Genomic DNA, 24816 nt, shown 5'->3' on the forward strand with positions numbered 1-24816 from the left:
GATTTATTATGAAAGATAAACATATAGCTGTGTTAATGGGAGGTTTTTCTTCTGAACGCTCTGTAAGTTTATCTTCAGGGGCTGCTTGTGCTGATGTTCTTGAGGCACAAGGGTATCGCGTGAGCCGCGTGGATGTTGACACTCATATTGCTTCTGTTCTTGAACAGTTGCAGCCCGATATTGCCTTCAATGCATTGCATGGTCCATTTGGTGAAGATGGTCGGATCCAGGGGATTCTTGAATATTTAAAAATTCCTTATACCCATTCTGGTGTGATGGCATCTGCTTTGGCTATGGATAAGGGGCGTGCAAAAATTATTGTTGCAAGTGTTGGGGTTTGTGTTGCTCCTTCTCGTATTATGAACCGCTTTGCTGTTGGGCAGGTACATCCCATGGAGCCTCCTTATGTTATTAAACCTGTGTGTGAAGGATCAAGCTTTGGTGTTGTCATTGTCCAAGAAAATGAAGCTGCACCACCGCATAGTATTGGGGGGGGAGAATGGGAATATGCCGATGAGGTGATGGTTGAAAAATATATTCCTGGTCGTGAATTGACTTGTGCTGTTTTGGGCAATGAAGTGCTGGATGTGTGTGAAATTCTTCCCAGCCAATATTTTCGGTTCTACGATTATGACTCAAAATATAAGATAGGTGGTTCTCTTCACATTTGTCCTGCACAACTTTCACTAAATATTTACCAAAGTGTGCAAAGAATGTCTTTAGCAGCCCATCAGGCGATAGGGTGTCGAGGTGTTAGCCGTTCTGATTTTCGTTTTGATGAGAAAACAGGAGAATTGGTTTGGCTTGAAATTAATACGCAACCGGGTATGACATCGACGTCTCTTCTTCCTGATATTGCAAAAGCGAGCGGCCGTACTTACGGCGATATTGTTCAATGGATGGTGGAGGACGCATCATGTATGCGTTGAATGTTAATAAAATAAATGTTCCGATGGAGGTGCTTTCAGTGCCGGCTTTGCCACGTCTTTATCGTCGTTTTCTTCGGTTTATGTTTGAGTTTGTTTTTGTCAACATTCATATTCCACGCCATTTCGGCTCTTTTGCTGTTGTATGTTTTTTCTTTATGACAGCTTTTTATGGACTTTCATCAAGTGGTCAGATGCCTATGGTCGTAAACACGATTATATCGGATAGTGGTTTTGTGGTCGTTGATATTGATATCAGTGGTAATAAGCGTTTGACAAAGCAAGATATTTTAAAAATCTTAGAACTTGATGTTGCACCTTCTATATTCACTTTTGATGTTGAAAGAGCACGTTCTCTTTTGGAAAAACAGGCTTGGGTTCAATCGGCAAATGTTCAGAAAATTTATCCCAATAGAATGCGTATTTCCGTTGTGGAGCGTGAACCTTATGCTATTTGGCAACATGATAGCATAATGGATATTGTTGATCATACGGGCCGTGTTATTGTGCCTTTTAAAGGAGAAACTGTTCGGGATTTGCCTCTTGTGGTTGGGCAGGGTGCGCAAAATGCAGCTAAAGGATTTATTCAAGCGCTGTCAGTTTATCGGCAAGTGTATGATCGTGTTCGTGCTTTTGTACGGGTAGGTGATCGGCGTTGGGATCTTGTTTTGGATAATGGAATGCGCCTTATGTTGCCTGAAAATGGTGCTCTTGAAAGACTTTCCTCTCTTGTTTCATCTGGTATAATGCAAGATCTTTTATCGCGCGATATTCTCAGTATTGATTTACGTCTTGCTGATCGAATTACTGTTTCTTTATCAGATGAAACGTTGGAGCGTTATCAAGCTCGTGTCGCAGAAGAAGAACGTATTTTAAAGACGCGAAAGGTAGGAAACCCATGATGTTGCTCAGATCACATCATCGGGGGGGGCGTAAGACACGTTTTTTAACGGTTCTTGATGTTGGCTCAAGTAAGATTGTCTGTCTTATTGCCTGTTTACGTCCTTTGAAATATGCGCACTATTTGCATGGTCGTACGCATTCTATGGAAATTCTAGGCTTTGGAGTACAGCGTTCACGCGGTATTAAATCCGGTGTTGTCATGGATATGTTTGCAGCAGAACAATCAATACGCTTGGCGGTTGATGCGGCAGAAAAAATGGCTGGTTTGGTGGTGGATTCAGTAATTGTGAATTTTTCTTCAAGTCGATTACAAAGTACTTTGATTCAGGGAAAGGTCGATTTGAATGGTCGTGAAGTCACTAAGCGTGATATGCGTATGGCCTTTTCAGATGTTTCGCGTAAAGCTTTTGATGCTGAACGTCATATTATGCACTCAGTTCCAGTTTCTTATATCTTGGATGGAGATAAAGGAATTTCTGATCCTATTGGCATGACAGGGGAAACATTTGGTGTCAACGTGCATGTGGTAACAGCAGAAACAGCCTCTTTGCGCAATTTAGAAACGTGTATTAATCGTGCGCATTTGAGTGTTGAAGCAATGGTTGCTACTCCCTTTGCAAGTGGTCTTGCTGTCTTGATGAATGATGAGGCGCATTTAGGAGCTGCTTGTATTGATTTTGGTGGTGGAACAACAACGTTTTCAGTGTTTTTTGAGGGAAAATTTGTTCATGCGGATGCTTTGGCAGTTGGTGGGCATCATGTCACTCTTGATGTTGCGCGCGGATTTTCTATGTCTCTAATAGAGGCGGAACGTTTAAAAGTGGTTTATGGTTCAGCACTTTTAACAAGTGCTGATGAGAGGCAAATGATTAATGTAGCAGAAATTGGGAGTGAACAACGTGAAATTCAATATCCTCGCGCGGTTCTTGGGCGCATCATTCGTGCGCGTGTTGAAGAAATTTTAGAAATGGTTCGTGATTGTTTAAATCGTTCTGGTTTTGGTCACATCATTGGTAAGCGTGTTATTTTGACTGGGGGAGCAAGCCAGTTAACGGGGTTGCCGGAAATGGCACGTACTATATTAGGAAGAAATGTTCGTATCGGGCGGCCTTTAGGGATTTCGAGGCTTCCTTCTCTTGCAAAAGGGGCGGCGTTTACATCTGCTGTGGGGTTGTTAATTTATCCCCAATTGGTGGGTTTTGAAGAAAAAACAATGCAGGCAGCAGGAAATCATTTATCGATGGGCACGCGTGGGTATTTTCAGCGTGTTGGTCAGTGGTTACGTGAGAGTTTTTAGTTAAGTCTAGTTGGATAAATTTCATCGCTTTGGCTTGCGGTGTCTTATGAGAAGGAAAAGAAAATGACGATTAATCTGCATCGGCCAGATATCGCGGAATTGAAGCCACGCATTACCGTTTTTGGTGTTGGCGGTGGTGGTGGGAATGCCGTGAATAATATGATAAATGCTGGTCTTCAGGGAGTTGACTTTGTTGTTGCAAATACGGATGCACAGGCTTTGGCTATGTCAAAGGCTGAACGTGTTATTCAGCTTGGTGCTGCTGTGACAGAAGGTTTGGGTGCTGGGGCTTTACCAGAAGTTGGACAAGCCGCGGCAGAGGAATGTATTGATGAAATTATTGATCATCTTGCAGATTCTCATATGGTTTTTATTACTGCTGGTATGGGGGGAGGAACTGGAACAGGGGCTGCTCCCGTTGTTGCTCGTGCAGCACGTGAAAAAGGTATTTTGACCGTTGGTGTGGTGACAAAGCCATTTCAGTTCGAAGGGGCTCGTCGTATGAAAACGGCCGAGGCTGGTATTGAAGAATTACAAAAGTCTGTCGATACATTGATTGTTATTCCCAATCAAAATCTTTTCCGTATTGCAAATGATAAAACAACGTTTGCTGATGCTTTTGCTATGGCTGACCAAGTGCTTTATTCTGGTGTTGCTTCCATTACGGATTTGATGATTAAAGAGGGCTTGATTAACCTCGATTTTGCTGATGTTCGTTCTGTTATGCACGAAATGGGTCGAGCCATGATGGGAACGGGTGAGGCATCTGGTGATGGGCGTGCTTTGGCTGCTGCTGAAGCGGCTATTGCGAACCCATTGTTAGATGATACCTCTATGCGTGGAGCACGTGGTTTATTGATTTCTATTACGGGCGGGCGTGATATGACTCTCTTTGAGGTTGATGAAGCTGCTAATCGTATTCGTGAAGAAGTGGATGCTGATGCGAATGTGATCTTTGGGGCCATTGATGATGAGTCATTGGAAGGTGTTATTCGTGTTTCTGTGGTTGCCACCGGTATTGATCGTGAGGTTAGTGATGTGATTCAGCCATCTCAGCCTCAACTTCAAAGATCGACCTCTTCAATACGCAAGAACGATCCCGGAACGTCACACAGTTCTTTTCATGTTCAGTCATCGCCCTTACGTTCTGAATCAATGGTTGAAGTCATTGAATCGCTTGAAATAGAAAAAGGGAAGCCAACAGGTGAACAGTTCCGTCCTAAAAGTCAAATTTTTGCACAGCCTGCAGAAGCAATGACGACGCGAAGTGCGACAAAAGCTGTTGCTTATGGTTCAAATATTGTGCAGGATCAGATATCAAATGCTCCACGTATGCAAGGAGGTCGTACTTCTCAACAAACTATGACGGCTCCTGTGAGCATGGAGGCTACAGCGCATGTTCTTGATGAGATGACAGGGGTTGTGAAGCAAAAAGAAAAGCTAGTGCAACCAAAACAAACGCAACAGATGCAAGCGCGTGCTCCAATGCGGATGCCTGAGCTAAAGGATTTTCCTCCTGTTGCTCATGGACAGAGACAAAGAACGTCTGTGACTGATCAAGGCCCTCGTAATCTTTGGCAGCGTTTGAAACAGAGCTTAACACATCGCGAGGATGAAGAGCCAGAAGCAAGGTTGGAACCTGCTGTAAGATCCTCACAGCAGCAAGAGTCTTCTCTTTACAATAAAAACTCTCAGGCGCTTTCTCAAGATGCTTCTGTTTATGTTCCACGTCGTTCTGGTGAGTTGCATCCTCAAGTTCCACAAGATCAGCGTACTTTTATCAGTGAAGAAGATCAGTTAGAAATACCAGCGTTTTTACGTCGTCAGGCAAATTAATTTGTAAGAAATGAGGAAAAGTAAAAAATTTTATAATCTCTTTTGACGATGAGACAGAAATTATAAAGTAAAATATACTGTTGTTTTAGATAAAATACTTTGTTTAAAAAAAAACCGCTTATAACAAGCGGTTTTTTTATTATTTACTATGAATATTTTCTTTATGGTTTTATAAATTTTGTTAAAAGATGTAAAAGAAATGCAATAAAATAATATGATGAATTTGGTGCCAAGATATCAGTCTACTCTTAAAAAAGCAGTAATATTTAAGGGGATTGGCGTTCACAGTGGCTGTTTGTCAGTGGTAAAGGTTTGTCCAGCAGATGTTGGGTGTGGTATTCTTTTTAAGCGTTGTGGATTAGACGGAACAGAAAAAATATTTCAAGCCCATGCATCGCAAACGGGAGAAACTGAGTTATCAACGATGCTTGGAGATGGAGAAGTAAGAGTTGAAACAATTGAACATTTGATGGCAGCCATTGCTGCTTATAATTTAGACAATCTTGTTATTGAAGTGTCACATAATGAGATTCCTATTTTAGATGGTTCTGCATGGCAATATTGCCAAGCTTTTGAAGATGTTGGCATTGTCCAGCAAAATGCACTCCGTTCTTATTTCATGATAAAAAAGCCGTTACGGGTTGAAGAATCTCATGGTTTTGCAGAGCTTTTGCCATTTGATGGACGCCGTTTTGATATAACGATTTCTTTTCCTTCTCCAGCCATCGGTAAGCAACATTTTAGTTTTGATCTTACGACACAAGGGTTTCGCGATGATTTGTCACGTGCACGCACTTTTGGTTTTATCAAAGAGGTGGAAAAATTACGGCTTTCTGGAAAGGCGAGGGGCGCTTCTTTAGAAAATTCTCTTGTTATCGGTTTTAATGATAAAATTTTAAATTCTAATGGTCCTTATTGGAAAAATGAATGTGTTCGTCATAAGATGCTTGATGCGATTGGTGATACTGCTTTGCTCGGGGGACCTTTTATTGGATTATTTCGTTCTTATTGTAGTGGCCATAGAATTAATGCACAATTGGTGAAAGCTCTTTTGGCAGATGAATCATATTATGAAAAAAGCTCTTTAGAGAAAGAGTAAAAGAAAATTGACAAGATTTTTTTATTGTTTATTTGATTTTTAAGGGGATGATTGACCTAAACTGCTAAATTGGTTATGTGCATTTTAAAGTGATATGGTATAAAAGCTTTTAATAAATTATTTTTGCTGCAAGATGATGTTCTGTGGAGGCCGGGAAAATTATGAAAAAATCTCATGTGTGCATTAGAAATATGGCATATAGGAAATCTAACATTGTACGCAAGATATTAGGTGTGGTGCTTTTGGGAAGCACCTGTATGTTAGCGGGATGTCTCTTTAAAGAGAAAAATACCCTTGATCCATCTGCTTATGTTTTGAAAATAGATCCACCAGATGTTCTTTATAATCAGGGGCTTGCTAGCCTTGAGAGTGGGCGGCTTGGAGATGCAGCAAAAAAGTTTTTGAAGATTGAAAAACAGTATGCTTATACAGACTGGGGCCGTAAATCTTTAGTCATGGGTGCTTTTACAAATTATCGTCTCGGAAAATATGATGATTCAATTAGTATGGCTCAACGCTATATTACTCTTTATCCTGGGTCTAGTGACTCGGCTTATGCGTACTATATTATTGGTCTTTCTTCTTTTCGTCGGATTCCTGATGTTACGCGTGATCAACGTGATACAAAACGCGCTATTGCTGCGATGCAGCTTCTTATAGAGCGTTATCCTCATTCTGAATATGTCAAAGATGCTAAAGATAAAATTCGTTTTGGGCGCGAACAGTTGGCTGGTAAAGAAATGCAGATTGGCCGCTATTATGAAGAAGGGCGGCGTTATCTTGCTGCAAGTAGACGGTTTCGTACCGTCGTTGAAGAATATTCCGATACAAATCAAATTGAAGAAGCGCTTTTCCGCTTGACAGAGGTTAATCTGGCTCTTGGTTTAACGGCTGAAGCACAGACGGCAGCAGCTATTTTAGGGCGTAATTATCCTAAAAGTGAGTGGTATAAATTTTCTTATAATCTTTTGAAGAAGAATAAAATAGCGCCACATGAGCATAAATCTTCTTGGATCTCGAATGCTTTAGGTAGTGATAAGAAGAGGGCACGTTGATTCTCTCATGCTGATACAGCTTTCGATTCATAATATTGTTTTGATCGAAACGCTCGATATTAATTTTACGGCGGGGTTGACTGTTTTAACTGGTGAAACAGGGGCGGGGAAGTCTATTCTCCTTGATGCTTTGTCGCTGGCTCTTGGGGGACGAGGGGATGCTTCACTTGTGCGTCATGGTAGTGATCGTGGGCAGGTCACCGCTGTTTTTGATGTCCCTCTTTTACATCCTGCACGTCAACTTATTCGTGAGAATGGTCTTAATGATGAGGGGGATATCATTTTACGACGTGTGCAATCGAGTGATGGACGCAGTCGTGTCTTTATCAATGATCAGGTGGCGAGTGTTGCCTTAATGCGGAGTGTTGGTCGTCACTTGGTTGAAATCCATGGACAGCATGATGATCGTGCACTTGTTGATGTTGCGTCGCACCGCCAGTTATTAGATGCTTTTGGCGGACTTGAAGATGATGTGAAAAATTTACGTCAATGTTATCGGGTATGGCATGAATGTGAAGAGCGTTTGCATCAACAGCGTCTTAAAGTAGAGAATGCAACGCGTGAGATGGATTATCTTCGGGCATGTGTAGAAGAGCTTGAAAAGCTTGATTTTCAATTTGGTGAGGAAGATGCTCTTTCTTTGCGTCGTGCTGATATGCTTAAATTAGAAAAAATAGCGACGGATATTAAAGAAGCAGATGATCTTTTAAGTGGTCAAAAATCGCCAATACCCGTTCTTTCTAATTTGGTAAGGCGTTTTGAGCGGAAAATTCCTGAGGCAGAAGAGCTTATTACACCAGTGGTGAAATCTCTTGATGAGGCATTGCATGCACTTGCAACAGCACAGGAAGGGATTGAGGCGGCTATGCGGGCATTGGATTTTGAACCTGATGAATTAGAACGGATAGAAGAACGCCTTTTTACGCTTCGCGGTTTTGCTCGTAAATATCAAGTTTCTGCGGATGAATTGGTTCAGTTACGCGATAAAATGGATGCTGAACTTACTGATTTTGAAGAGGCTCAGAACACGTTAACGCGTTTTGAAGATGAGGCGGGGCAAGCACAGAAAAATTATGATACATTGGCACAAGCTTTAACAATAAAGCGTCGAGAGACAGCAAAGCATTTATCTGAAAGTGTTATGGCTGAGTTGCCGGCATTAAAATTAGAAAAGGCAGAATTTATTGTTGAAATGCAGACTGATTTTGAAAGGCGAAGTGCAGAGGGGTGTGATCGTATTGAATATTTTGTTCGAACCAATCCTGGAACACGGGCTGGCCCCATGCTGAGTGTTGCTTCTGGTGGTGAACTATCTCGTTTTTTATTGGCATTGAAGGTTGTGTTATCTGACCGCGGATCGGCTCCTACATTGATTTTTGATGAAATTGATACAGGTGCTGGGGGCGCAGTTGCGGCCGCTATTGGGCAACGATTACAGCGTTTATCGGAGAGAATTCAGGTTTTTGCTATTACACATGCACCCCAAGTCGCATCAAAAGCGCACAGTCATTTTCTTATTTCAAAGATGGAAAATGATGATAAAGGGCACTTTGTTACAGCTATTCATAAAATGGAAGAGCAGGAACGTGCAGAAGAAATTGCTCGTATGTTGGCAGGAGAACAGATTACTGAGGAGGCACGAGCGGCTGCTCAAAAGCTTCTTGCTTAGTCATCATTGGGATAAGATAAAAAGATTGACAAGCATGTGCTTATTTAAGTTCACTTTTTAATTAAAGAGTTGAGATTTTTATGACGATAGTCCACCATTTGGAATAGATTTTATGAATAAGGACGGAATTAAGAACCTTACTGCTCTTGAAGCAGAAAGTGAATTAGAGTGGTTAGCAAAAGAGATTGCACGTCATGATGTGCTTTATAATCGTGATGATCAACCTGAAATTTCTGATGCAGAATATGATGCCCTTCGCCGGCGTAATGCGGAAATTGAAGCTCTCTTTCCTGAACTGATTCGTATAGATTCTCCTTCACATAAAATTGGAGCACCGGTTTTGGAGAAGTTTGAAAAATCTGTTCATACACAACCGATGCTTTCCCTTGATAATGCGTTTAGTTTTGAAGATGTTACTGAATTTGTTGAACGTGTGCGTCGTTTTTTACGGCTTTCAGAAACACAAATGTTAGAAATAACAGCAGAGCCAAAAATTGATGGTTTATCGTTGTCTTTGCGCTATGAAAAGGGGCGGCTTGTATGTGCCGCAACGCGGGGTGATGGAACTGTTGGAGAAAATGTGACAGCGAATGCACGAACAATTTCTGATATTCCAAAAGTTTTGCAAGGAAAAATTCCTGATATTCTTGAGGTTCGCGGTGAAGTTTATATGGGGCGGGAAGATTTTCAAGCACTTAATATCAGCCAGCAAGAAAAGGGTAAGTTAACTTTTGCCAATCCTCGAAATGCGGCGGCTGGTTCATTGCGTCAACTGGATTCACGGATAACTGCCAGCAGAAAGCTGCAATTTTTTGCTTATGCTTGTGGTGAGGTGAGTGAAATATTTGCAGAAAGCCAAATGGAGATGATGAAAAAGCTCAAAGAATATGGCTTTATTATCAATCCATTAACAAGAGTTTTTAAGACAGTAGAAGAAATTATTTCCTATTATCATAATATAGAAGGACGCCGTTATTCTTTAAATTATGATATTGATGGCATTGTTTATAAAGTTAATGATTTGATGCTCCAAAAGCGTTTGGGGTTTGTTTCTCGTTCGCCGCGTTGGGCTATTGCACATAAATTTCCAGCAGAAAAGGCTATGACTCTTTTAGAGGGTATTGATATTCAAGTGGGGCGCACCGGTGCATTAACACCTGTTGCGCGTCTTACGCCTATCACTGTTGGTGGGGTGGTGGTGACCAATGCTAGTTTGCATAATGAGGATTATATTAAAGGAATTGGTCATAAAGGAGAGCCCATTCGTGAGGGGCGTGATATTCGTATCGGCGACACGGTGATTATACAACGTGCTGGTGATGTAATTCCTCAAGTTGTTGACATTGTAGTGGAAAAACGTCCAAAAGACTCTTCTGCTTTTGTTTTCCCTCATCTTTGCCCTGCTTGTGGAAGTCATGCGGTTCGTGAAGCAGAAGAAGCGGTACGTCGATGTACAGGGGGGCTTATTTGTCCTGCACAAGCGATTGAGCGTATTCGTCATTTCGTTGCACGCAATGCTTTTGATATTGAGGGTTTGGGTAAAAAACAAGTAGAGTTTTTTTTCCACGCTCAAGATGAAGCGCTTCGAATTCATACACCAGCTGATATTTTTACTTTACAGCGGCGCCAAGAAAATTCGTTAGTACGTTTGGAAAATATGGAGGGTTTTGGTGCTGTTTCCGTGCGTAAACTTTATGATGCCATTAATGCACGCCGCAAAATTCCTCTCAGCCGTTTTTTGTTTGCTCTAGGAATTCGTCATGTTGGTGAGGTGAATGCGCGACGTCTTGCACGTGCTTATCAAACTTATACAGCTTTTGAAACTGCGGCAATGGAAGCACTTATGCCATGTGAGCAGGAAGATAAAGAAGGTAATGAAGCTTGGCTAGAGCTTACCAATATCGAAGGAATTGGACCACAGGTAGGGTGCGCAATTATTGATTTTTATAAGGAAGCCCATAATCGTGAGGTTTTGTCTGTTTTGCTTGAAGAAGTGACTCCTCTCGATGAGGAGCCTGTTTTGAAAGCATCTTCACCGTTAGCGGGAAAGATCATTGTTTTTACAGGAACTTTGATGCATATGTCTCGCGATGAAGCAAAAGCATTGGCAGAGCGACTAGGGGCAAAGACTTCCGGTTCTCTCTCTAAAAAAACAGATCTTCTTATTGCAGGACCTGGAGCGGGATCAAAATTGACTAAAGCTGGGGAGTTAGGTGTTGAGATTATTGATGAAGAGGCTTGGCTACAGCTGATTGAGGAACATAATGTTTAGGGAGGGGGAATGATGCTCAAGCATTGATGGACATTCTTCTCATTTTTCCTCATTCGAAACGATTTACTGATATTGAAAGCCAATTTATAGTTGTTTTTTTATGTTGTAAGATAGTGTTTTATCAAGATGAAATAATGGAGAGTTTTAATTATTTCCTTATGTTTAGTTTACATTTTTGCTTGAAAAAGGGGTGGGGTTGTTTTTGTTGAAAGCTTTAAGAGGTATCTGTGTTTTTTCACTTAAAGGGGTTTTGTTGCTTCGTTTGCCCATTCTTTCTCTTCTTCATTTAAATAAGGTGCATTCATCTGATAAACACGTGCGTGGTAATTATTGAGCCATTGTCGTTCTTCTTGTGTTAAAAGCTCCGGAAGAATGAGCTTTCGATCAATGGGGCAATGAGTGAGTGTTTCAAACGAGAGCATTTCTTTCTCTCCACCAGAAGTTTTTTGTGCTGGCTTTACAATGAGTAAATTTTCAATACGAATACCAAATGCACCTTCACGATAATATCCAGGCTCATTAGAAACAATCATTCCGGGGATCAATTCTTGGCATCCTTTGCGCGAAATATTTTGTGGTCCTTCATGAACAGAAAGATAAGAACCAACGCCATGACCCGTACCATGGGCATAATCAAAACCAGCTTTCCACAAGGCAATGCGTGCTAGAACATCAATATCTTGTCCGCGTGTTCCTTTTGGAAAGAGTGCTGTTGAAAGAGAAATCATGCCTTTAAGAACCAAAGTAAAACAGCGTTTTTCTTCTTCTCCAATATCGCCAATTGCTATCGTGCGTGTAACATCTGTGGTGCCATCACGGTATTGTCCTCCTGAATCAACAAGATAAAGTTCACCACCCTTGAGTGTTTTATTGGTTTCATTCGTTACACGGTAATGGATAATAGCTCCATTTGCACCTGCGGCTGAGATTGTATCAAAAGAAAGATCTTCAAGTTTTTTTCCCATGTCTTTTGCTGTCTTTATGCGAAATTCTTCTAATTTCTGAGCAGCAGAAATTTCATTTATTGTGCTTGGTGTTTGTTTGTCTAACCAAGCAAAAAAACGGGTAAGAGCAACACCATCGCACAGGTGAGCTTTGCGCGCACCTTCTCGTTCTGTGTCATTTTTAATGGCACGGGGTAGAGCAGCAGGATCGGTTAGTGGGATGAAAGATTTTCCATCTTCTTCAAGTGCAGTGCGTAACTTTTCGCATGCTAACTGTGGGTCTAAGGCGAAAATCATGCCTTTTTGACTATAATCTTTGATCTTGGCAATAAATTGTTCTGGTTCATATAATTTTGTATAGCGTTCCAGATATCGTTTTTGTTCTTCACCAAGCTTTTTACTGTCAATGAATAAGGTTGGTGATTCTTCTATAGGGATTAGAGAAAAACAAAGAGAAAATGGTGTGTTGGAAACATCATTACCCCGTATATTGAATATCCATGCAATAGAGGAGGGATCTGTAAAAATAAAAGCATCTGCATGGGCTTGTTGTATGGTTTTGCGGATTAAAGAGAGCTTTTCATCGCTATCCCATCCTGCATATTGGAGAGGGTGAAGCGATAAGGCAGATTGCGGTGATGGTGGTTGATCATGCCAGATAAGATCGATAGGATTTCGTTGAACTGCTATAAGCGTTCCACCTGTTTTTATCTCTAAGGATTTTTTCAATGCATCTATAGCGGAAATGGTGTGGAGCCATGGGTCAAAGCCAATAGAAAGTTGTTTTCCATTTTTTTCAAGCCATTGTGAGGGAGGACAAGTGATGAGATCTTCATATTCAAAAATATGCGGATCAGTTTGTTGGCGAACTTGGAGTTTATAGCGTCCATCAGTAAAGATAATAGCTTTATTTTTTAAAACGAGCGCCATACCCGCTGACCCCGTAAAGCCAGTAAGCCAGCTTAAGCGTTGAGCATGGGGGGGGACGTATTCTCCTTGGTGTTCATCGCTACGGGGAACAAGAAAACCATCAAGCCCAAGACGATCAAGCTCTTTACGAAGGGATGAAATACGCTCGAGAGCATGGGTGGGATTTGTTGTTGCTTCAAAAGATTGATACATAACAACGTCCTTTTCATTTATTTAAGATGTATCGTAACCCATCCTTGATGGTGGTATGTTTCAAGATGTTTGAGTCCCTGTTTTACATAGGCTCCCAATACGAGATCATGTTGTTCTTCAAGAATTCCAGAAAGTACAAGTGATCCACCTTTTTGAAGAAATTGAACCATTTCTGGTGCAAGTTCAATAAGCGGATTAGCAAGGATATTGGCAATGATGAGATCAAAGGGCGCACGTGATGCAATTTCATCATGGGCAAAGCCTATTGCTGTAATTGCCGTAATATATTTTTCTACACTATTGAGTGTGATATTGTGTTTTGCAACTTTGATAGCAATGGGATCAATATCAGATGCAAGTATAGCAATAGGTTTGAGCTTTGCCATGCCAATGGCTAAGACACCACTGCCAGTTCCAAGATCAAGGGCATTGTGTGGATTTTCGTGTTTCATAATTTTGGCAATCATTTCCAAACAACCGGCTGTTGTTCCATGATGTCCAGTGCCAAAAGCTTGATTTGCATCAATTTCAATGGGAAAAACACCTTGGGGGATGTCGTTACGGTTATGGCTTCCATGGAGAAAAAAAGGACCAGCATGTATAGGTTGTAATCCTTCTAGGCTTTTTTGTACCCAATCAATATTGGGTAAAATTTCATGGTTAATTTTATGAGGATCTATAGAAAGGATCTGTGCAAAACGTTGCAAAACACGCTCTTGATTGTCTTGCTCTACATAAAGTGAAAGTTCATAGATGGTGTTTTTTTCATCTATTTCTGTAAGAGCCAAAGGATACCCTTCTTCGTCAAAAGCTGCTTCTATAAGCGTATAAAATCGCTCTGCTTCACTTTTAAAAGTGGTATAATACAGACGAATTTGCTGTGACATCCTGTTCTTTCTTTATAATTGGCTTTTTATTTAGTTTGAGACAAGTTTTTTGAGTTGTTCAATGGCAATTTGGTCTTTTAACTCATTATTATCCTCGTTGGGTTCATAAGGAATAATACCAGCGAGTTTGCCACCTTTTTTAAGCAAAAAAATTGCAGCCGTATGGTCGTAAGTATAATTTCCATCTGTCCCTGGTACTTTTTCAGCAAAGATATTAAAGGAATTGACCATTTTATGAACTTTTTCAGGATCTCCACTAATGCCAATAATTTTATTGTTAAAATTACTGAGATATTCATGAAGTACTTCAGGGGTGTCACGCTCAGGGTCAACAGTCACAAACCATTTTCCTAATTTATCACTCTCAGGCCCAAGAGCTGTTAACCATCGATCAAGATTCATTAATGTCGTAGGACAGATTTCAGGGCACATCGTAAAACCGAAGAAAATAATTGAAGGTTTACTGCGAACATCAGCTTGCGTAACAGTTTGTCCATTTGAATCGGTGAGAGTAAAGTCATCACCTAAAGGCTTATTGATCAATGTATCATAAATGAAAATCCCCGTAAGAAATATAACTGTTAGTCCTAAGATGCGGATTACATTTTTCATCGCTTGTCTCTCTTAAAAGTGTTGAAAAAATCTAGCATTGGTTGGTTTGTTTTGCAATGTTTGTTTCACGGTTGATTTTATGGATTTGCTTGGTATGTCTTTCCATATCTCTTGATGAAATAATTGATGGAAGGTAATATGAATATTGAGAACGATCTTCGATTTCACGAAAGTAAACCGCGTATCCATACAACGGCACGATTGCATGGTTGTAAATTAGGGCGCTATGTGGAAATTAATGAGCGGGTGATTTTGCGGAATGTGATCGTTGGAGATTTTTCTTATTTAGAACGTAACAGTGAGGCTATTTATAGCGATATTGGTCGTTTTTGTTCTATTGCATCTCATGTACGGATAAATGCGTTAGAGCATCCTATAGAGCGCCTTTCAACGCATAAAATAACCTATCGTCCAAATGAATATTTTCGTTATAAGTCACTCGATTGTTCTTTTCGTGAAAGGCGTTGTGCGAAACGTGTTATCATTGGGCATGATGTGTGGATTGGGCATGGAGCAGTTATTATGCCTGGAGTAACAGTTGGACATGGTGCAATTATTGGAGCTAATGCTGTTATAACAAAAGATGTTATGCCTTATACGATTGTTGCTGGGGTTCCAGCTCAACAATTGCGGATGCGTTTTCCCAATCATGTGATAGAAGATCTTTTAGATATGGCTTGGTGGGATTGGCCGCTTGATAAAATTTACAACGCATTACCTGATATGCAAAACTTGCCCATTGAAGCTTTTATTTGCAAATGGAAAAGATATTCAGAATAAATGGCCCTTTGAAAAAACGGATTGTGGTTTTCTTTCGTTAAGCTTTGTCTACAAAATTATCCAGTACACGCTTTTCTCCAGCTTTTTCAAACATTATTGTCAATTTATGATCATCTATCGCTGTAATATGGCCATAACCAAATTTTATGTGAAAAATTCGATCATTGATAGAAAAATTTGATGGCGCTTCAGAGATTGATTGAGCAATAACTTTCCCTTCAATGTTTTTGTTTTTTTGTGCACGATTTTGTTTTGGTGCAGCATAGTCATTATAAAAGGATTCTTGATGTTGAAAAGAGTATTTTCCATAACCACCATAAGATGTTTCCATGGCTATGGCTTCTATATGTTCTGCTGGTAGTTCATCTAGAAAACGGGAGGGAAGAGCAGATTGCCAAAGTCCATGAACTCTTCGGTTGGATACAAACCATATATGCAGATATTTTTTTGCTCTTGTAAGCCCTACATAAGCAAGGCGTCTTTCTTCTTCTAATCCTGAACGTCCACCTTCATCTAATGAGCGCTGATGGGGAAAGAGTCCTTCTTCCCAGCCTGGAAGAAAAACTGTTTCAAATTCAAGCCCTTTAGCGGAATGGAGTGTCATGATGTTGACGGCATCCATGTTTTCATTATTTTCCGTTTCCATTACCAGTGCAACATGTTCTAAAAAGCTTTGAAGATTTTCAAATTGCTCCATGGAACGGATCATTTCTTTAAGGTTCTCTAGTCGTGTGGGAGCTTCTGGTGAGCGATCTTCTAACCACATGGTTGTATAACCAGAATCGTCAAGGATGATCTCGGCAAGCTCTTTGTGGGGGGTGTCTTGCAGCATATTTTGCCAGCGGCGGAAGTTTTCAATAAGGCTTCGTAAAGCACTGCGTGCCTTAGGCTTTAGCTCATCTGTTTCAATGATGTCAGTAGCCGCAGAAAAGAGAGAAACAGCACGTGCGCGTGCACTCTCATAAAGAATGCGCAAGGTTGCATCGCCTATGCCGCGTTTAGGTGTATTAATAATACGCTCAAAAGCTAAATCATCAGCGGGGTGGACGACAACGCGTAAGTAAGCCATGGCATCACGTATTTCCATTCGCTCATAAAAACGCGGACCACCAATGACGCGATAGTTAAGGCCAAGCGTTACAAAGCGATCTTCAAATTCACGCATTTGAAATGATGCACGTACCAAGATAGCCATATGATTTAATGCATGACCGTTTTGTTGGGCACGCTCGATTTCTTCTCCGATTGCTCGTGCTTCTTCTGCCGAATCCCATGCTGAATGAATTTTTACTTTTTCTTCCTCCCCCTTTATTTGAGCAGAAAAAAGGACTTTTCCCAGTCTTTCTTCATTATGAGCAATTAGATGAGAAGCAGCTTTAAGAATATGGGATGTCGAGCGATAATTGCGTTCTAGACGAATAATTTGGGAAGAAGGAAAATCTTTTTCAAATCGTAATATATTCTCGACTTTTGCACCACGCCATCCATAAATGGATTGATCATCATCACCAACACAACAAAGATTAACATTTCGACCTTGAGGATGTTGTGCTAAAAGGCGAAGCCAAAGATATTGTGCTGTATTTGTATCTTGATATTCATCGACAAGAATATAGCGAAATTGAGAATGGTATTTGCGAAGAATATCTGGATTGTGTTGAAAGATAGAGATAGAATGAAGCAGAAGGTCGCCAAAATCACAGGCATTAAGATCTTTTAATCGATTTTGATAACTGTGATAAAGTTCGCGCCCCATGCCGTTGCCAAAGGAATACGCATCACTTTTTGAGATATGTTCTGGTGAAAGTCCTTGATTTTTCCAAGAATCAATCATCATGGCAAGGTTTCGTGCGGGCCAACGCTTATCGTCTAAGCCTTCAGCTTGAATAAGCTGTTTTAAAAGTCGAAGAACATCATCGCTATTGAGAATTGTAAAATTTCTTTTTAAATCAACAAGCTCTGCGTGTCGGCGTAAAATTTTAGCACCAGTAGAATGAAAAGTTCCAAGCCAAGGCATTCCTTCAACAACTTCACCAATAAGTTCACCAATACGTATTTTCATTTCACGCGCAGCTTTGTTGGTAAAAGTGACAGCAAGTATTTGTTGAGGAGAGGCGAGTCCAGAGCGTAGAATATGAGAAATACGGATTGTTAAGACACGCGTTTTTCCAGTACCTGCACCTGCAAGAACTAAAAGAGGGCCTTCAGTATTCATAACAGCTTGTTGTTGTTCTGGATTGAGCTGTTCTAAATAGTCTGTGTTATATGATTTTTTTTTCTTTAGAACATGGGAAGAAATCCCAGAGCTTTTTTCATCATAGGCTGGGGGGGCATCTTCTTCAAAAAAAGGTATGTGATCGGAAAAATTATTCATTATACCTTTTTTGTAATCTTTTTTTCATAAAAGTGCTAGATTTAAAAAACTTTTCTTTTAAAAGCTACAACAGTTTTAATTGAACAAGAAATGTTAAAAGAAAATATTAAAGACGTTGAGTAAGAATACTTTGAAGAGCGTAAATGCGCAACGAGGCCGAAAGATTGACTTGTTGTGGCCTTTGGCTATCAATATCAGTGATAATAAAGGCTAAAGATTGTCCTTTTTTGCGGGCTATATCTTTGAGAATATCTAAAAATGGCGGTTCTAAAGAGACGCTGGTTGCGTGTCCATCAACGCGAACAGATATCTTTTGCGGAATGACTTTTGACCAATCCATAAAATTACTCTCGTTCATTTTTTCTCCTTTACTCATCGTTTCGCAAACGATTTTGATCAAGAAATTTTTGCGTTTTAAAAGATTGTTGTTGCTCGAAAAGTCTTTCAGTTTTTGTTCGTCCAAAACGATAACGATTTTCTTCGGCATGAAGAGCTTTTTCTGCACGCTTTTTTTGTTTTCGAAATTGGCGAAGATTTATCGGTTCAGTCATGAGAAAAATTATTTTTTCCGAAAAGAATCTAAAGAGACAACATCAGCACTTTGTTTTGTATCGTTATTTGAAGGCTCTTTACTGGTATTGAGACTTTGTTCTTTTGTGAGCATACTTTCTTTTTTTTGTTTGTTTGATGGAGCTATGAGCGTAGATGGAATATTTTCTGAAACTTCACTTTCTACAGAGGGAAGTTTTGAGGGCAGATCAAATGCTGCTTCAAATGTTGCTACAGGATCATAAAAAACTTGAATAGAAGTAAAAGGAATTACGAGCTTTTCGGTAATTTCCCTGAAAGAGAGGGTTACTTCGAAGGCTGTTTCTGAAACACTGAGATCTCTAAATTGATGTTGCAAGACAATCGTCATTTGCTCAGGATAGCGATTTTTTAGCCGAGGAGATATTTTAACGCCTGGAGCATTTGTAAAAAAAGTTATAAAAAAATGATGGTTTCCCGGAAGTCCTGCTTTAGCAACTTCCGATAAAACTTTACGGATAACTCCACGAAGCGCATCCTGAACGAGAATATCGTAACGGATTTGATCTTTAACCATCGAAGTTTATTCCTTTTATTTCACGTAGCAGAATGGCCGTACTGATGTGTCGATATTGTGTAATAGAATGTATTTAAAAACCAGCAGTATTTTGTCTACAAGATACCTCATTGAATCAAAAAACACAAAAAATAATGTCTGATAATGTCTGAAAGATCAATCAATAACATTTTAAAAAGTGAAGGCTTCTGTTGCCAGGTGCCTTCCAACCCCGCTTAAACCTGCGACGGTTTAAGAGTCAATTTGAAACATTCACACCACCTTAGGCGGCGAGACGTGCTTCCGCATAGTTGTCATTTGCAACTACTCATTTAGCCCGATAACGGTGGTACAATGCCGAGTAAAAGAGCGATCTTTACACCCTTGTCGATCCTATTTCGCCCCCACCAAAATATAATTTTGGTTGTTTATATTTTGGTGGAGGCGCCGGGTACCGCCCCCGGGTCCAATAGGCTTATTTCATCGTCCATTTATTACCATAGCTGGAAAGCCAGCTCTTTAAATATAGATGAAGAACAGTCTTAGGAAAAGGGGGGGTTGTTAATATTTTTAATCCTCTAATTATTTATGGAGCTATATGATGCGGCTATAAAAGTATAGACGCTCATTTTTGGAGAGGAGATGATGTAAAATGACAAATAATCTAGCAGATATTAAAGTATATGATTCAAATCCTGATGCAGCGGCAGTCGAACGACTTAGTCAGCGTTTAGCTTTGGTGATGAAAAAGCAGGATGCAGCGCTTGTTGCAACATCGGATCCAAAAGAGTTAGAACGTGTTGAAAAATGGGTTCAAGATGTTTTAGAAGTTGATGAGCAGAGTGCTAAAATGGCTGTTTCAAAAGTTTCTCAGATGATGGCTGGAGAGCGTAGAAAAAGTCGTATAACTTTTTATTATTTAGTTGCTAAACAACTCAATGCACTTCATAAAATTTAAACAATATTAAATTTGTGATAATGATAAAAAAAGCCCATTTTTTTGGGCTTTTTCGTTTATAGAGGGCGTTAACGTTTTTCATCGTCTTGGAGGTATCCTCCTTGACGCATACTCGGAACAAAAAGAAGAGCAATAAAAGCCATGATCATCACGATAGTTATGTAAAAATAAAAGAGTGATTCATGACCGTATTTTTTTAATCCAAGCGCAACGTATTCAGCAGAACCACCAAATAAGGCATTCCCAATGGCATGAGAGATGCTAACGCCTAATGCACGTATGGAAGAGGGGAACATGGCTGATTTTACGACACCAGAGATGGATGTATACATGCTCATAATGAAGAGCAAGCCAATAATGACAGATAAGGCAACCCATATACTATGGGTATTTCCGATTATCCAGAGTCCAGGAAATGTAAAGATGGCAGAAAGTATACTCCAAATGATGAGTAAAGTTTTGGTTCCAATTTTATCGGCGATGATCCCCGCTACAGGTTGGAACAGGATGAAAATAAACAGTACAGCTGTCATAATCGTTGTTGCTGTGTGTTTATCAAAGCCGGTGGTGGTGATTAGATATTTCTGCATATAAGTCGTAAAGGTATAAAATGTAAGTGATCCTCCTGATGCAAAACAGGCAATTACGACAACGGCTTTTGTATGTTTGGTGAGAAGTTCCTTAAGACTCCCAGAATGTTTGTGAGAGCGGCTTTCTTTCGTGGTTGTTTCGTGGAGTGAACGGCGTAGATAAATCGCAACGAGCGCTCCACATCCACCAATCACAAAAGGAATACGCCATCCCCATGCTTTTAACTGATCTTCAGACAGATAAGATGCTAAAATAAATATAATGAAACTGGCAAGAAGCTGGCCTGTAATAAGGGTGGCTGATTGAAAAGAAGCAAAAAGCCCACGATGTTTTTTGAGGGCTACTTCGCTCATATATGTGGCTGCTGTACCATATTCGCCACCCGCTGAAAATCCTTGCATCATCCGAGCTAAAAGTAAAAGGATTGCTGATGTTATTCCCCAGGTTTCATAGGTGGGGAGTATGGCTATAAAAAAAGAGCCACCACACATCATAAAAATGGATACAAGCATCGAGCGTTTACGTCCATAACGATCGGCGATAAACCCTAAAAACCAAGCTCCAATAGGGCGCATAAGAAAGCCAATAAAAAAGATTCCTGCAGTTTTTAAGAGTGGCGTAATAGCGTCGCCATTTGAAGGAAAAAATTGTGAGGCAAAATAAACCGATGCAAAGGAGTAGATATAAAAATCATACCATTCTACAAGGTTTCCTGATGCGCTTGCTATAATAGCAAAAATACGTTTTCTTGCATCCTGTGATGCTGAAGCTGTTCCATTTTTCATGAATTGTTCCCCTTTTGGATTTATAATCCATATTTTTAAACATAATGTTTTATGATTGCTAGAAAAATTTAATCGTATAATGATTATTTTTTATGAAAAATATTTTAAATAACATATGTTGGGAAGTTTTATCTATTTATTATATAGTATAAATAGTTTGATTAATTTATTAAATAATTTTTATCCATAGACTAATTCTTCTTATGCGTTGCAAGAGGTATTATTGTGAGGGATTAATATAAAAAGGGTAAAGATGAGAAATTTTTGCGGTATTTAGACTTTTTATTGGATATACAAAATGATAAAAAGTATTGATAACTCAATATGTTATGAAAATGATACCTGAAGATCATAGAAAGTGTTCAATGACTTTTCATGATTGAGAGTAAGATAATGAAATGGGCTTTATACTATAAAAAATTAAATTTTTGAGTAAATAATTACAAAAAAGCCCAATTTCTTGGGCTTTTTTGTTTAGTAAGTAGGTTTAATGAAGTTTGTCTTTATCAAGATATCCTCCTTTATCAATATCGGGCATTAGGAGAATAGAGATGAGGGCAATGATCATCATTCCAACGATGTAAAAAAAGAAAACAGATTCATATCCCATATTTTTTAATCCAAGTGCTACATATTCAGCAGAACCGCCAAAGAGTGCATTCCCAATGGCAAAAGCAAATCCAACACCAATTGCTCGGATTGAGGCAGGGAATAGTTCTGCTTTTATTATACCAGCAATGGACGTATAAAAACTCATAATACAGAGTATACCAATAATAATTAAGAGTGCTGTCCATGGATTATGGGTATTTCCAATCATTTTAAGGACTGGAATGGTACAGATAATGGATAAGACACTCCAAATAATGAGTGAAGCTCTTGCTCCAATTTTATCGGCTAGGGACCCTAAAAGCGGTTGCAATAACACAAAAATAAAGAGAGCCGCAGTCATGATCGTTGTTGCAGTTTGCTTATCAAATCCGGTGGTGGTGATCAGATATTTTTGCATGTAAGTGGTATATGTATAAAATGTGAGGGATCCGCCAGCTGTGAAGCCAACAACCAAAAAGAATGCTTTTTTATGATTGCGAAAGAGTTCCTTAAGACTACCGGCGTGTTGTGTCGAGCGGCTTTCTTTGGTTGTTGTTTCATGAAGCAAGCTTCGCAGATAAATTGCAACGATCGCTCCAAAGCCACCAATGACAAAAGGAATACGCCATCCCCACGCTTTTAATTGATCTTCACTGAGATAAATGGCTAAAATAAAAATTACCAAACTCGCGAGAAGTTGACCTGAGATTGTTGTTGCATATTGAAAAGAAGCAAAGAGCCCACGATGATTTTTGGATGCAACTTCACTCATATAAGTGGCTGCTGTACCATATTCACCACCAACGGAGAGCCCTTGAAACATGCGGATTAAAAGCAGCAGAAATGCTGCTGTTATTCCCAAAGTTTTGTAGGTGGGAAGTATAGCAATGAGAAAAGAACCTCCACACATCATAAAAACAGAAATAAGCATGGAGCGTTTACGTCCATAGCGGTCAGCAATGAAGCCAAAGAGCCATGCTCCAATAGGACGCATAAGAAAGCCAATAAAAAAGATTCCTGCAGTTTTTAACAGTTGTGTAACAATATCTTCATCTTCAGGAAAAAATTGTGATGCAAAATAAACCGATGCAAAGGAGTAAGCATAAAAGTCGTACCATTCTACCAGATTTCCTGATGCACTGGATATGATAGCAAAAATACGTTTCCTTGTATCATGTGGATCTACAGTTATTTGGTTACTCATGAAATTTTTCCCTTATTAGACTGATAATTTATTTTTTATTATTTAAGTTTTTACTTGTATCACTAAAATTTAATTGTGTCATAGTAATTTCTTATGAAAGCTATTTAAGAAAGCCTGTTTGTATATAAGCTTGAGGCTTTTGAGGGCGTTATTGTGTTGTAAGGTAAAGTGCGTTACGGCGAATGTAAGGGGAAGAGGGCATTGAAGAGGAGATTTAAGCTAGATGAAATGTTGGTAAAAAGAGTGCTTAAATGACTGGCTTAAAAATTTCCTATAGAATATTTGAACAGTGCGAAAAAGTTGCGTAATTTTCTATGACCTTGTCGCTTAGTGATTAAAAATCTTTGAAAAGTCTCAATAATATAAATTTATAAATATAAATTTATAGGTTCTCCATCTTGTGCAAGAAGCATAATAGTTTTTACTGTATGGAAACAGTCGAAAATTAATTGTTTTATGTTTGTTGTTTTTTAAAAGACTTTAGAATATTCATAAAAAGCCCAAGGATTTAGGCTTTTTATTGTGTATACAAATTTAATGGATCTCATCATCTTTCAGATATCCCCCCTTGTCTATATCTGGCATTAGGAGAATAGAGATGAGGGCAATAATCATCATACCAATTATGTAAAAAAAGAAAACAGATTCATATCCCATATTTTTTAATCCAAGCGCTACATATTCCGCAGAGCCACCAAACAGTGCGTTAGCAATAGCATAAGAGAGACCAACCCCCATTGCTCGGATTGAAGTAGGGAACAATTTTGCTTTTATTATACCAGCAATGGACGTATAAAAACTCATAATACAGAGTATTCCAATGATAATTAAGAGTGCTGTCCATGCATTATGGGTATTTCCAATCATTTTAAGAACTGGAATGGTACAGATAATGGATAAGATACTCCAAATAATGAGTGAAGCTCTTACTCCAATTTTATCAGCTAGAGAACCAAAGAGGGGTTGGAGTAACACAAAAATAAAGAGTGCGGCAGTCATTATTGTCGTCGCAGTGTGTTTATCAAATCCGGTGGTGGTGATCAGATATTTTTGCATGTAAGTGGTGTATGTATAAAATGTGAGCGATCCTCCCGCTGTAAAGCCAATAACCAAAAAAAAGCTTTTTTATGATTGCGTAAAAGTTCTATAATACTTCCAGCATGTTGTGTCGAGCGGCTTTCTTTGGTCGTTGTTTCATGGAGCGAACTGCGCAGATAAATTGAAATGATCGCTCCAAAGCCACCAATGACAAAAGGAATTCGCCAGCCCCATGCTTTTAACTGATCTTCAGTGAAATAAAGTGCTAGAATAAAGATAATAAAACTCGCAAGAAGTTGCCCCGTAATGAGAGTGGCATATTGGAAAGATGCAAAGAATCCGCGATGATTTTTAAGGGCAACCTCACTCATATAAGTGGCTGCTGTACCATATTCACCACCGACGGAAAGCCCTTGAAACATGCGGATTAAAAGCAGCAGAAATGCTGCTGTTATTCCCAAAGTTTTGTAGGTGGGAAGTATAGCAATGAGAAAAGAACCTCCACACATCATAAAAACAGAAATAAGCATGGAGCGTTTACGTCCATAGCGGTCAGCAATGAAGCCAAAGAGCCATGCTCCAATAGGACGCATAAGAAAGCCAATAAAAAAGATTCCTGCAGTTTTTAACAGTTGTGTAACAATATCTTCATCTTCAGGAAAAAATTGTGATGCAAAATAAACCGATGCAAAGGAGTAAGCATAAAAGTCGTACCATTCTACCAGATTTCCTGATGCACTGGATATGATAGCAAAAATACGTTTCCTTGTATCATGTGGATCTACAGTT

At 39.5% G+C, this 24816-nt stretch carries 19 protein-coding genes, 1 other RNA gene and 1 pseudogene; 10 read left to right on the top strand and 11 right to left on the bottom strand.

Going from position 1 to position 24816, the window contains the following annotated elements; all coding sequences use genetic code 11:
- Positions 1–8: 8 nt before the first annotated feature.
- The 8 genes from PVV59_RS05540 (at position 9) to ligA (ending at position 11057) form a co-directional block, all read left to right on the top strand.
- Positions 9–929 (top strand): D-alanine--D-alanine ligase, encoded by a 921-nt coding sequence (locus tag PVV59_RS05540; RefSeq protein ID WP_273755125.1) that lies wholly within the window; start codon positions 9–11, stop codon positions 927–929.
- Positions 917–1828, top strand: a complete 912-nt coding sequence (locus PVV59_RS05545) for a cell division protein FtsQ/DivIB (protein WP_273755128.1) — start codon at positions 917–919, stop codon at positions 1826–1828. Before PVV59_RS05540 ends, PVV59_RS05545 begins: the two co-directional genes overlap by 13 nt.
- Positions 1825–3126: a cell division protein FtsA gene (ftsA, locus tag PVV59_RS05550; protein WP_273755130.1), complete on the top strand. Its 1302-nt coding sequence runs from the start codon at positions 1825–1827 to the stop codon at positions 3124–3126. Before PVV59_RS05545 ends, ftsA begins: the two co-directional genes overlap by 4 nt.
- Before the next feature lie 63 nt (positions 3127–3189).
- On the top strand, positions 3190–4962 hold the full coding sequence (gene ftsZ, locus PVV59_RS05555) for a cell division protein FtsZ (RefSeq protein ID WP_273755131.1): 1773 nt from the start codon (positions 3190–3192) through the stop codon (positions 4960–4962).
- Positions 4963–5176: 214 nt separating this feature from the next.
- Positions 5177–6061 carry a UDP-3-O-acyl-N-acetylglucosamine deacetylase gene (gene lpxC / locus PVV59_RS05560; protein WP_273755133.1) on the top strand — a complete coding sequence of 295 codons (885 nt, stop codon included), beginning with the start codon at positions 5177–5179 and terminating at the stop codon, positions 6059–6061.
- Positions 6062–6222: 161 nt separating this feature from the next.
- Complete coding sequence (locus PVV59_RS05565; protein ID WP_273755134.1) at positions 6223–7116, top strand: outer membrane protein assembly factor BamD; 894 nt, start codon at positions 6223–6225, stop codon at positions 7114–7116.
- Between the two features lie 7 nt (positions 7117–7123).
- Positions 7124–8785: a DNA repair protein RecN gene (recN, locus tag PVV59_RS05570; RefSeq protein ID WP_273755136.1), complete on the top strand. Its 1662-nt coding sequence runs from the start codon at positions 7124–7126 to the stop codon at positions 8783–8785.
- Between the two features lie 112 nt (positions 8786–8897).
- A complete protein-coding gene (ligA, locus tag PVV59_RS05575; RefSeq protein ID WP_273755137.1) occupies positions 8898–11057 on the top strand; it encodes an NAD-dependent DNA ligase LigA in 2160 nt (719 codons plus the stop codon).
- 239 nt (positions 11058–11296) lie between these two features.
- Here the strand turns inward: ligA and PVV59_RS05580 are convergent, their stop codons facing one another.
- The 3 genes from PVV59_RS05580 to PVV59_RS05590 are packed head-to-tail and all read right to left on the bottom strand — an operon-like array spanning position 11297 to position 14622.
- A complete protein-coding gene (locus PVV59_RS05580) occupies positions 11297–13123 on the bottom strand; it encodes an aminopeptidase P family protein (RefSeq protein WP_273755138.1) in 1827 nt (608 codons plus the stop codon).
- A 17-nt stretch (positions 13124–13140) separates the two neighbouring features.
- The gene (locus tag PVV59_RS05585) at positions 13141–14010 is read right to left on the bottom strand and encodes a 50S ribosomal protein L11 methyltransferase (RefSeq protein ID WP_273755140.1); all 870 of its coding nucleotides are present in this window, start codon (positions 14008–14010) and stop codon (positions 13141–13143) included.
- A gap of 30 nt (positions 14011–14040) precedes the next feature.
- Entirely contained in the window at positions 14041–14622 is a 582-nt protein-coding gene (locus tag PVV59_RS05590) for an SCO family protein (protein WP_273755141.1), read from the bottom strand.
- A gap of 138 nt (positions 14623–14760) precedes the next feature.
- Between PVV59_RS05590 and PVV59_RS05595 the strand changes: the two genes are divergently transcribed.
- A complete protein-coding gene (locus tag PVV59_RS05595) occupies positions 14761–15402 on the top strand; it encodes a DapH/DapD/GlmU-related protein (RefSeq protein WP_273755143.1) in 642 nt (213 codons plus the stop codon).
- Between the two features lie 37 nt (positions 15403–15439).
- On the opposite strand, the gene PVV59_RS05600 is transcribed toward PVV59_RS05595, so the two are convergent.
- The 5 genes from PVV59_RS05600 to ssrA all read right to left on the bottom strand — a co-directional run bounded on the left by PVV59_RS05600 (position 15440) and on the right by ssrA (position 19415).
- A complete protein-coding gene (locus tag PVV59_RS05600) occupies positions 15440–17776 on the bottom strand; it encodes an ATP-dependent helicase (RefSeq protein ID WP_273755145.1) in 2337 nt (778 codons plus the stop codon).
- Positions 17777–17882: 106 nt separating this feature from the next.
- Positions 17883–18134: a ribbon-helix-helix domain-containing protein gene (locus PVV59_RS05605; RefSeq protein ID WP_273755146.1), complete on the bottom strand. Its 252-nt coding sequence runs from the start codon at positions 18132–18134 to the stop codon at positions 17883–17885.
- A 10-nt stretch (positions 18135–18144) separates the two neighbouring features.
- Complete coding sequence (locus PVV59_RS05610; RefSeq protein WP_273755148.1) at positions 18145–18327, bottom strand: DUF4169 family protein; 183 nt, start codon at positions 18325–18327, stop codon at positions 18145–18147.
- Positions 18328–18335: 8 nt separating this feature from the next.
- Entirely contained in the window at positions 18336–18881 is a 546-nt protein-coding gene (locus tag PVV59_RS05615; RefSeq protein ID WP_273755149.1) for an SspB family protein, read from the bottom strand.
- 177 nt (positions 18882–19058) lie between these two features.
- Positions 19059–19415: a transfer-messenger RNA gene (gene ssrA, locus PVV59_RS05620) on the bottom strand.
- 97 nt (positions 19416–19512) lie between these two features.
- On the opposite strand from ssrA, the gene PVV59_RS05625 reads away from it, so the two are divergent.
- The gene (locus PVV59_RS05625) at positions 19513–19818 is read left to right on the top strand and encodes a DUF2853 family protein (protein ID WP_273755150.1); all 306 of its coding nucleotides are present in this window, start codon (positions 19513–19515) and stop codon (positions 19816–19818) included.
- A 68-nt stretch (positions 19819–19886) separates the two neighbouring features.
- Here the strand turns inward: PVV59_RS05625 and PVV59_RS05630 are convergent, their stop codons facing one another.
- From PVV59_RS05630 to PVV59_RS05640, 3 genes and pseudogenes are all read right to left on the bottom strand, one after another.
- Positions 19887–21194, bottom strand: a complete 1308-nt coding sequence (locus PVV59_RS05630) for an MFS transporter (protein ID WP_273755151.1) — start codon at positions 21192–21194, stop codon at positions 19887–19889.
- 487 nt (positions 21195–21681) lie between these two features.
- Positions 21682–22989, bottom strand: a complete 1308-nt coding sequence (locus PVV59_RS05635; protein WP_273755153.1) for an MFS family transporter — start codon at positions 22987–22989, stop codon at positions 21682–21684.
- A gap of 534 nt (positions 22990–23523) precedes the next feature.
- Positions 23524–24816 (bottom strand): annotated as a pseudogene (locus PVV59_RS05640) (MFS family transporter); the annotation flags it as partial.

The organism is Bartonella sp. MM73XJBT.G (assembly GCF_028618435.1).
In the GTDB taxonomy this organism is placed as follows: domain Bacteria; phylum Pseudomonadota; class Alphaproteobacteria; order Rhizobiales; family Rhizobiaceae; genus Bartonella.

Excerpts from the sequence above, each read along its gene's own strand:
- PVV59_RS05630 (WP_273755151.1), bottom strand. The coding sequence starts at position 21,194 with ATGAAAAATGGAACAGCTTCAGCATCACAGGATGCAAGAAAACGTATT.
- PVV59_RS05580 (WP_273755138.1), bottom strand. The coding sequence starts at position 13,123 with ATGTATCAATCTTTTGAAGCAACAACAAATCCCACCCATGCTCTCGAG.
- PVV59_RS05615 (WP_273755149.1), bottom strand. The coding sequence starts at position 18,881 with ATGGTTAAAGATCAAATCCGTTACGATATTCTCGTTCAGGATGCGCTT.
- PVV59_RS05610 (WP_273755148.1), bottom strand. The coding sequence starts at position 18,327 with ATGACTGAACCGATAAATCTTCGCCAATTTCGAAAACAAAAAAAGCGT.
- PVV59_RS05590 (WP_273755141.1), bottom strand. The coding sequence starts at position 14,622 with ATGAAAAATGTAATCCGCATCTTAGGACTAACAGTTATATTTCTTACG.
- PVV59_RS05635 (WP_273755153.1), bottom strand. The coding sequence starts at position 22,989 with ATGAGTAACCAAATAACTGTAGATCCACATGATACAAGGAAACGTATT.
- PVV59_RS05585 (WP_273755140.1), bottom strand. The coding sequence starts at position 14,010 with ATGTCACAGCAAATTCGTCTGTATTATACCACTTTTAAAAGTGAAGCA.
- ftsA (WP_273755130.1), top strand. The coding sequence starts at position 1,825 with ATGATGTTGCTCAGATCACATCATCGGGGGGGGCGTAAGACACGTTTT.
- PVV59_RS05625 (WP_273755150.1), top strand. The coding sequence starts at position 19,513 with ATGACAAATAATCTAGCAGATATTAAAGTATATGATTCAAATCCTGAT.
- PVV59_RS05605 (WP_273755146.1), bottom strand. The coding sequence starts at position 18,134 with ATGAACGAGAGTAATTTTATGGATTGGTCAAAAGTCATTCCGCAAAAG.
- PVV59_RS05595 (WP_273755143.1), top strand. The coding sequence starts at position 14,761 with ATGAATATTGAGAACGATCTTCGATTTCACGAAAGTAAACCGCGTATC.
- PVV59_RS05565 (WP_273755134.1), top strand. The coding sequence starts at position 6,223 with ATGAAAAAATCTCATGTGTGCATTAGAAATATGGCATATAGGAAATCT.
- PVV59_RS05600 (WP_273755145.1), bottom strand. The coding sequence starts at position 17,776 with ATGAATAATTTTTCCGATCACATACCTTTTTTTGAAGAAGATGCCCCC.
- recN (WP_273755136.1), top strand. The coding sequence starts at position 7,124 with ATGCTGATACAGCTTTCGATTCATAATATTGTTTTGATCGAAACGCTC.
- PVV59_RS05540 (WP_273755125.1), top strand. The coding sequence starts at position 9 with ATGAAAGATAAACATATAGCTGTGTTAATGGGAGGTTTTTCTTCTGAA.
- lpxC (WP_273755133.1), top strand. The coding sequence starts at position 5,177 with ATGATGAATTTGGTGCCAAGATATCAGTCTACTCTTAAAAAAGCAGTA.
- ftsZ (WP_273755131.1), top strand. The coding sequence starts at position 3,190 with ATGACGATTAATCTGCATCGGCCAGATATCGCGGAATTGAAGCCACGC.
- PVV59_RS05545 (WP_273755128.1), top strand. The coding sequence starts at position 917 with ATGTATGCGTTGAATGTTAATAAAATAAATGTTCCGATGGAGGTGCTT.
- ligA (WP_273755137.1), top strand. The coding sequence starts at position 8,898 with ATGAATAAGGACGGAATTAAGAACCTTACTGCTCTTGAAGCAGAAAGT.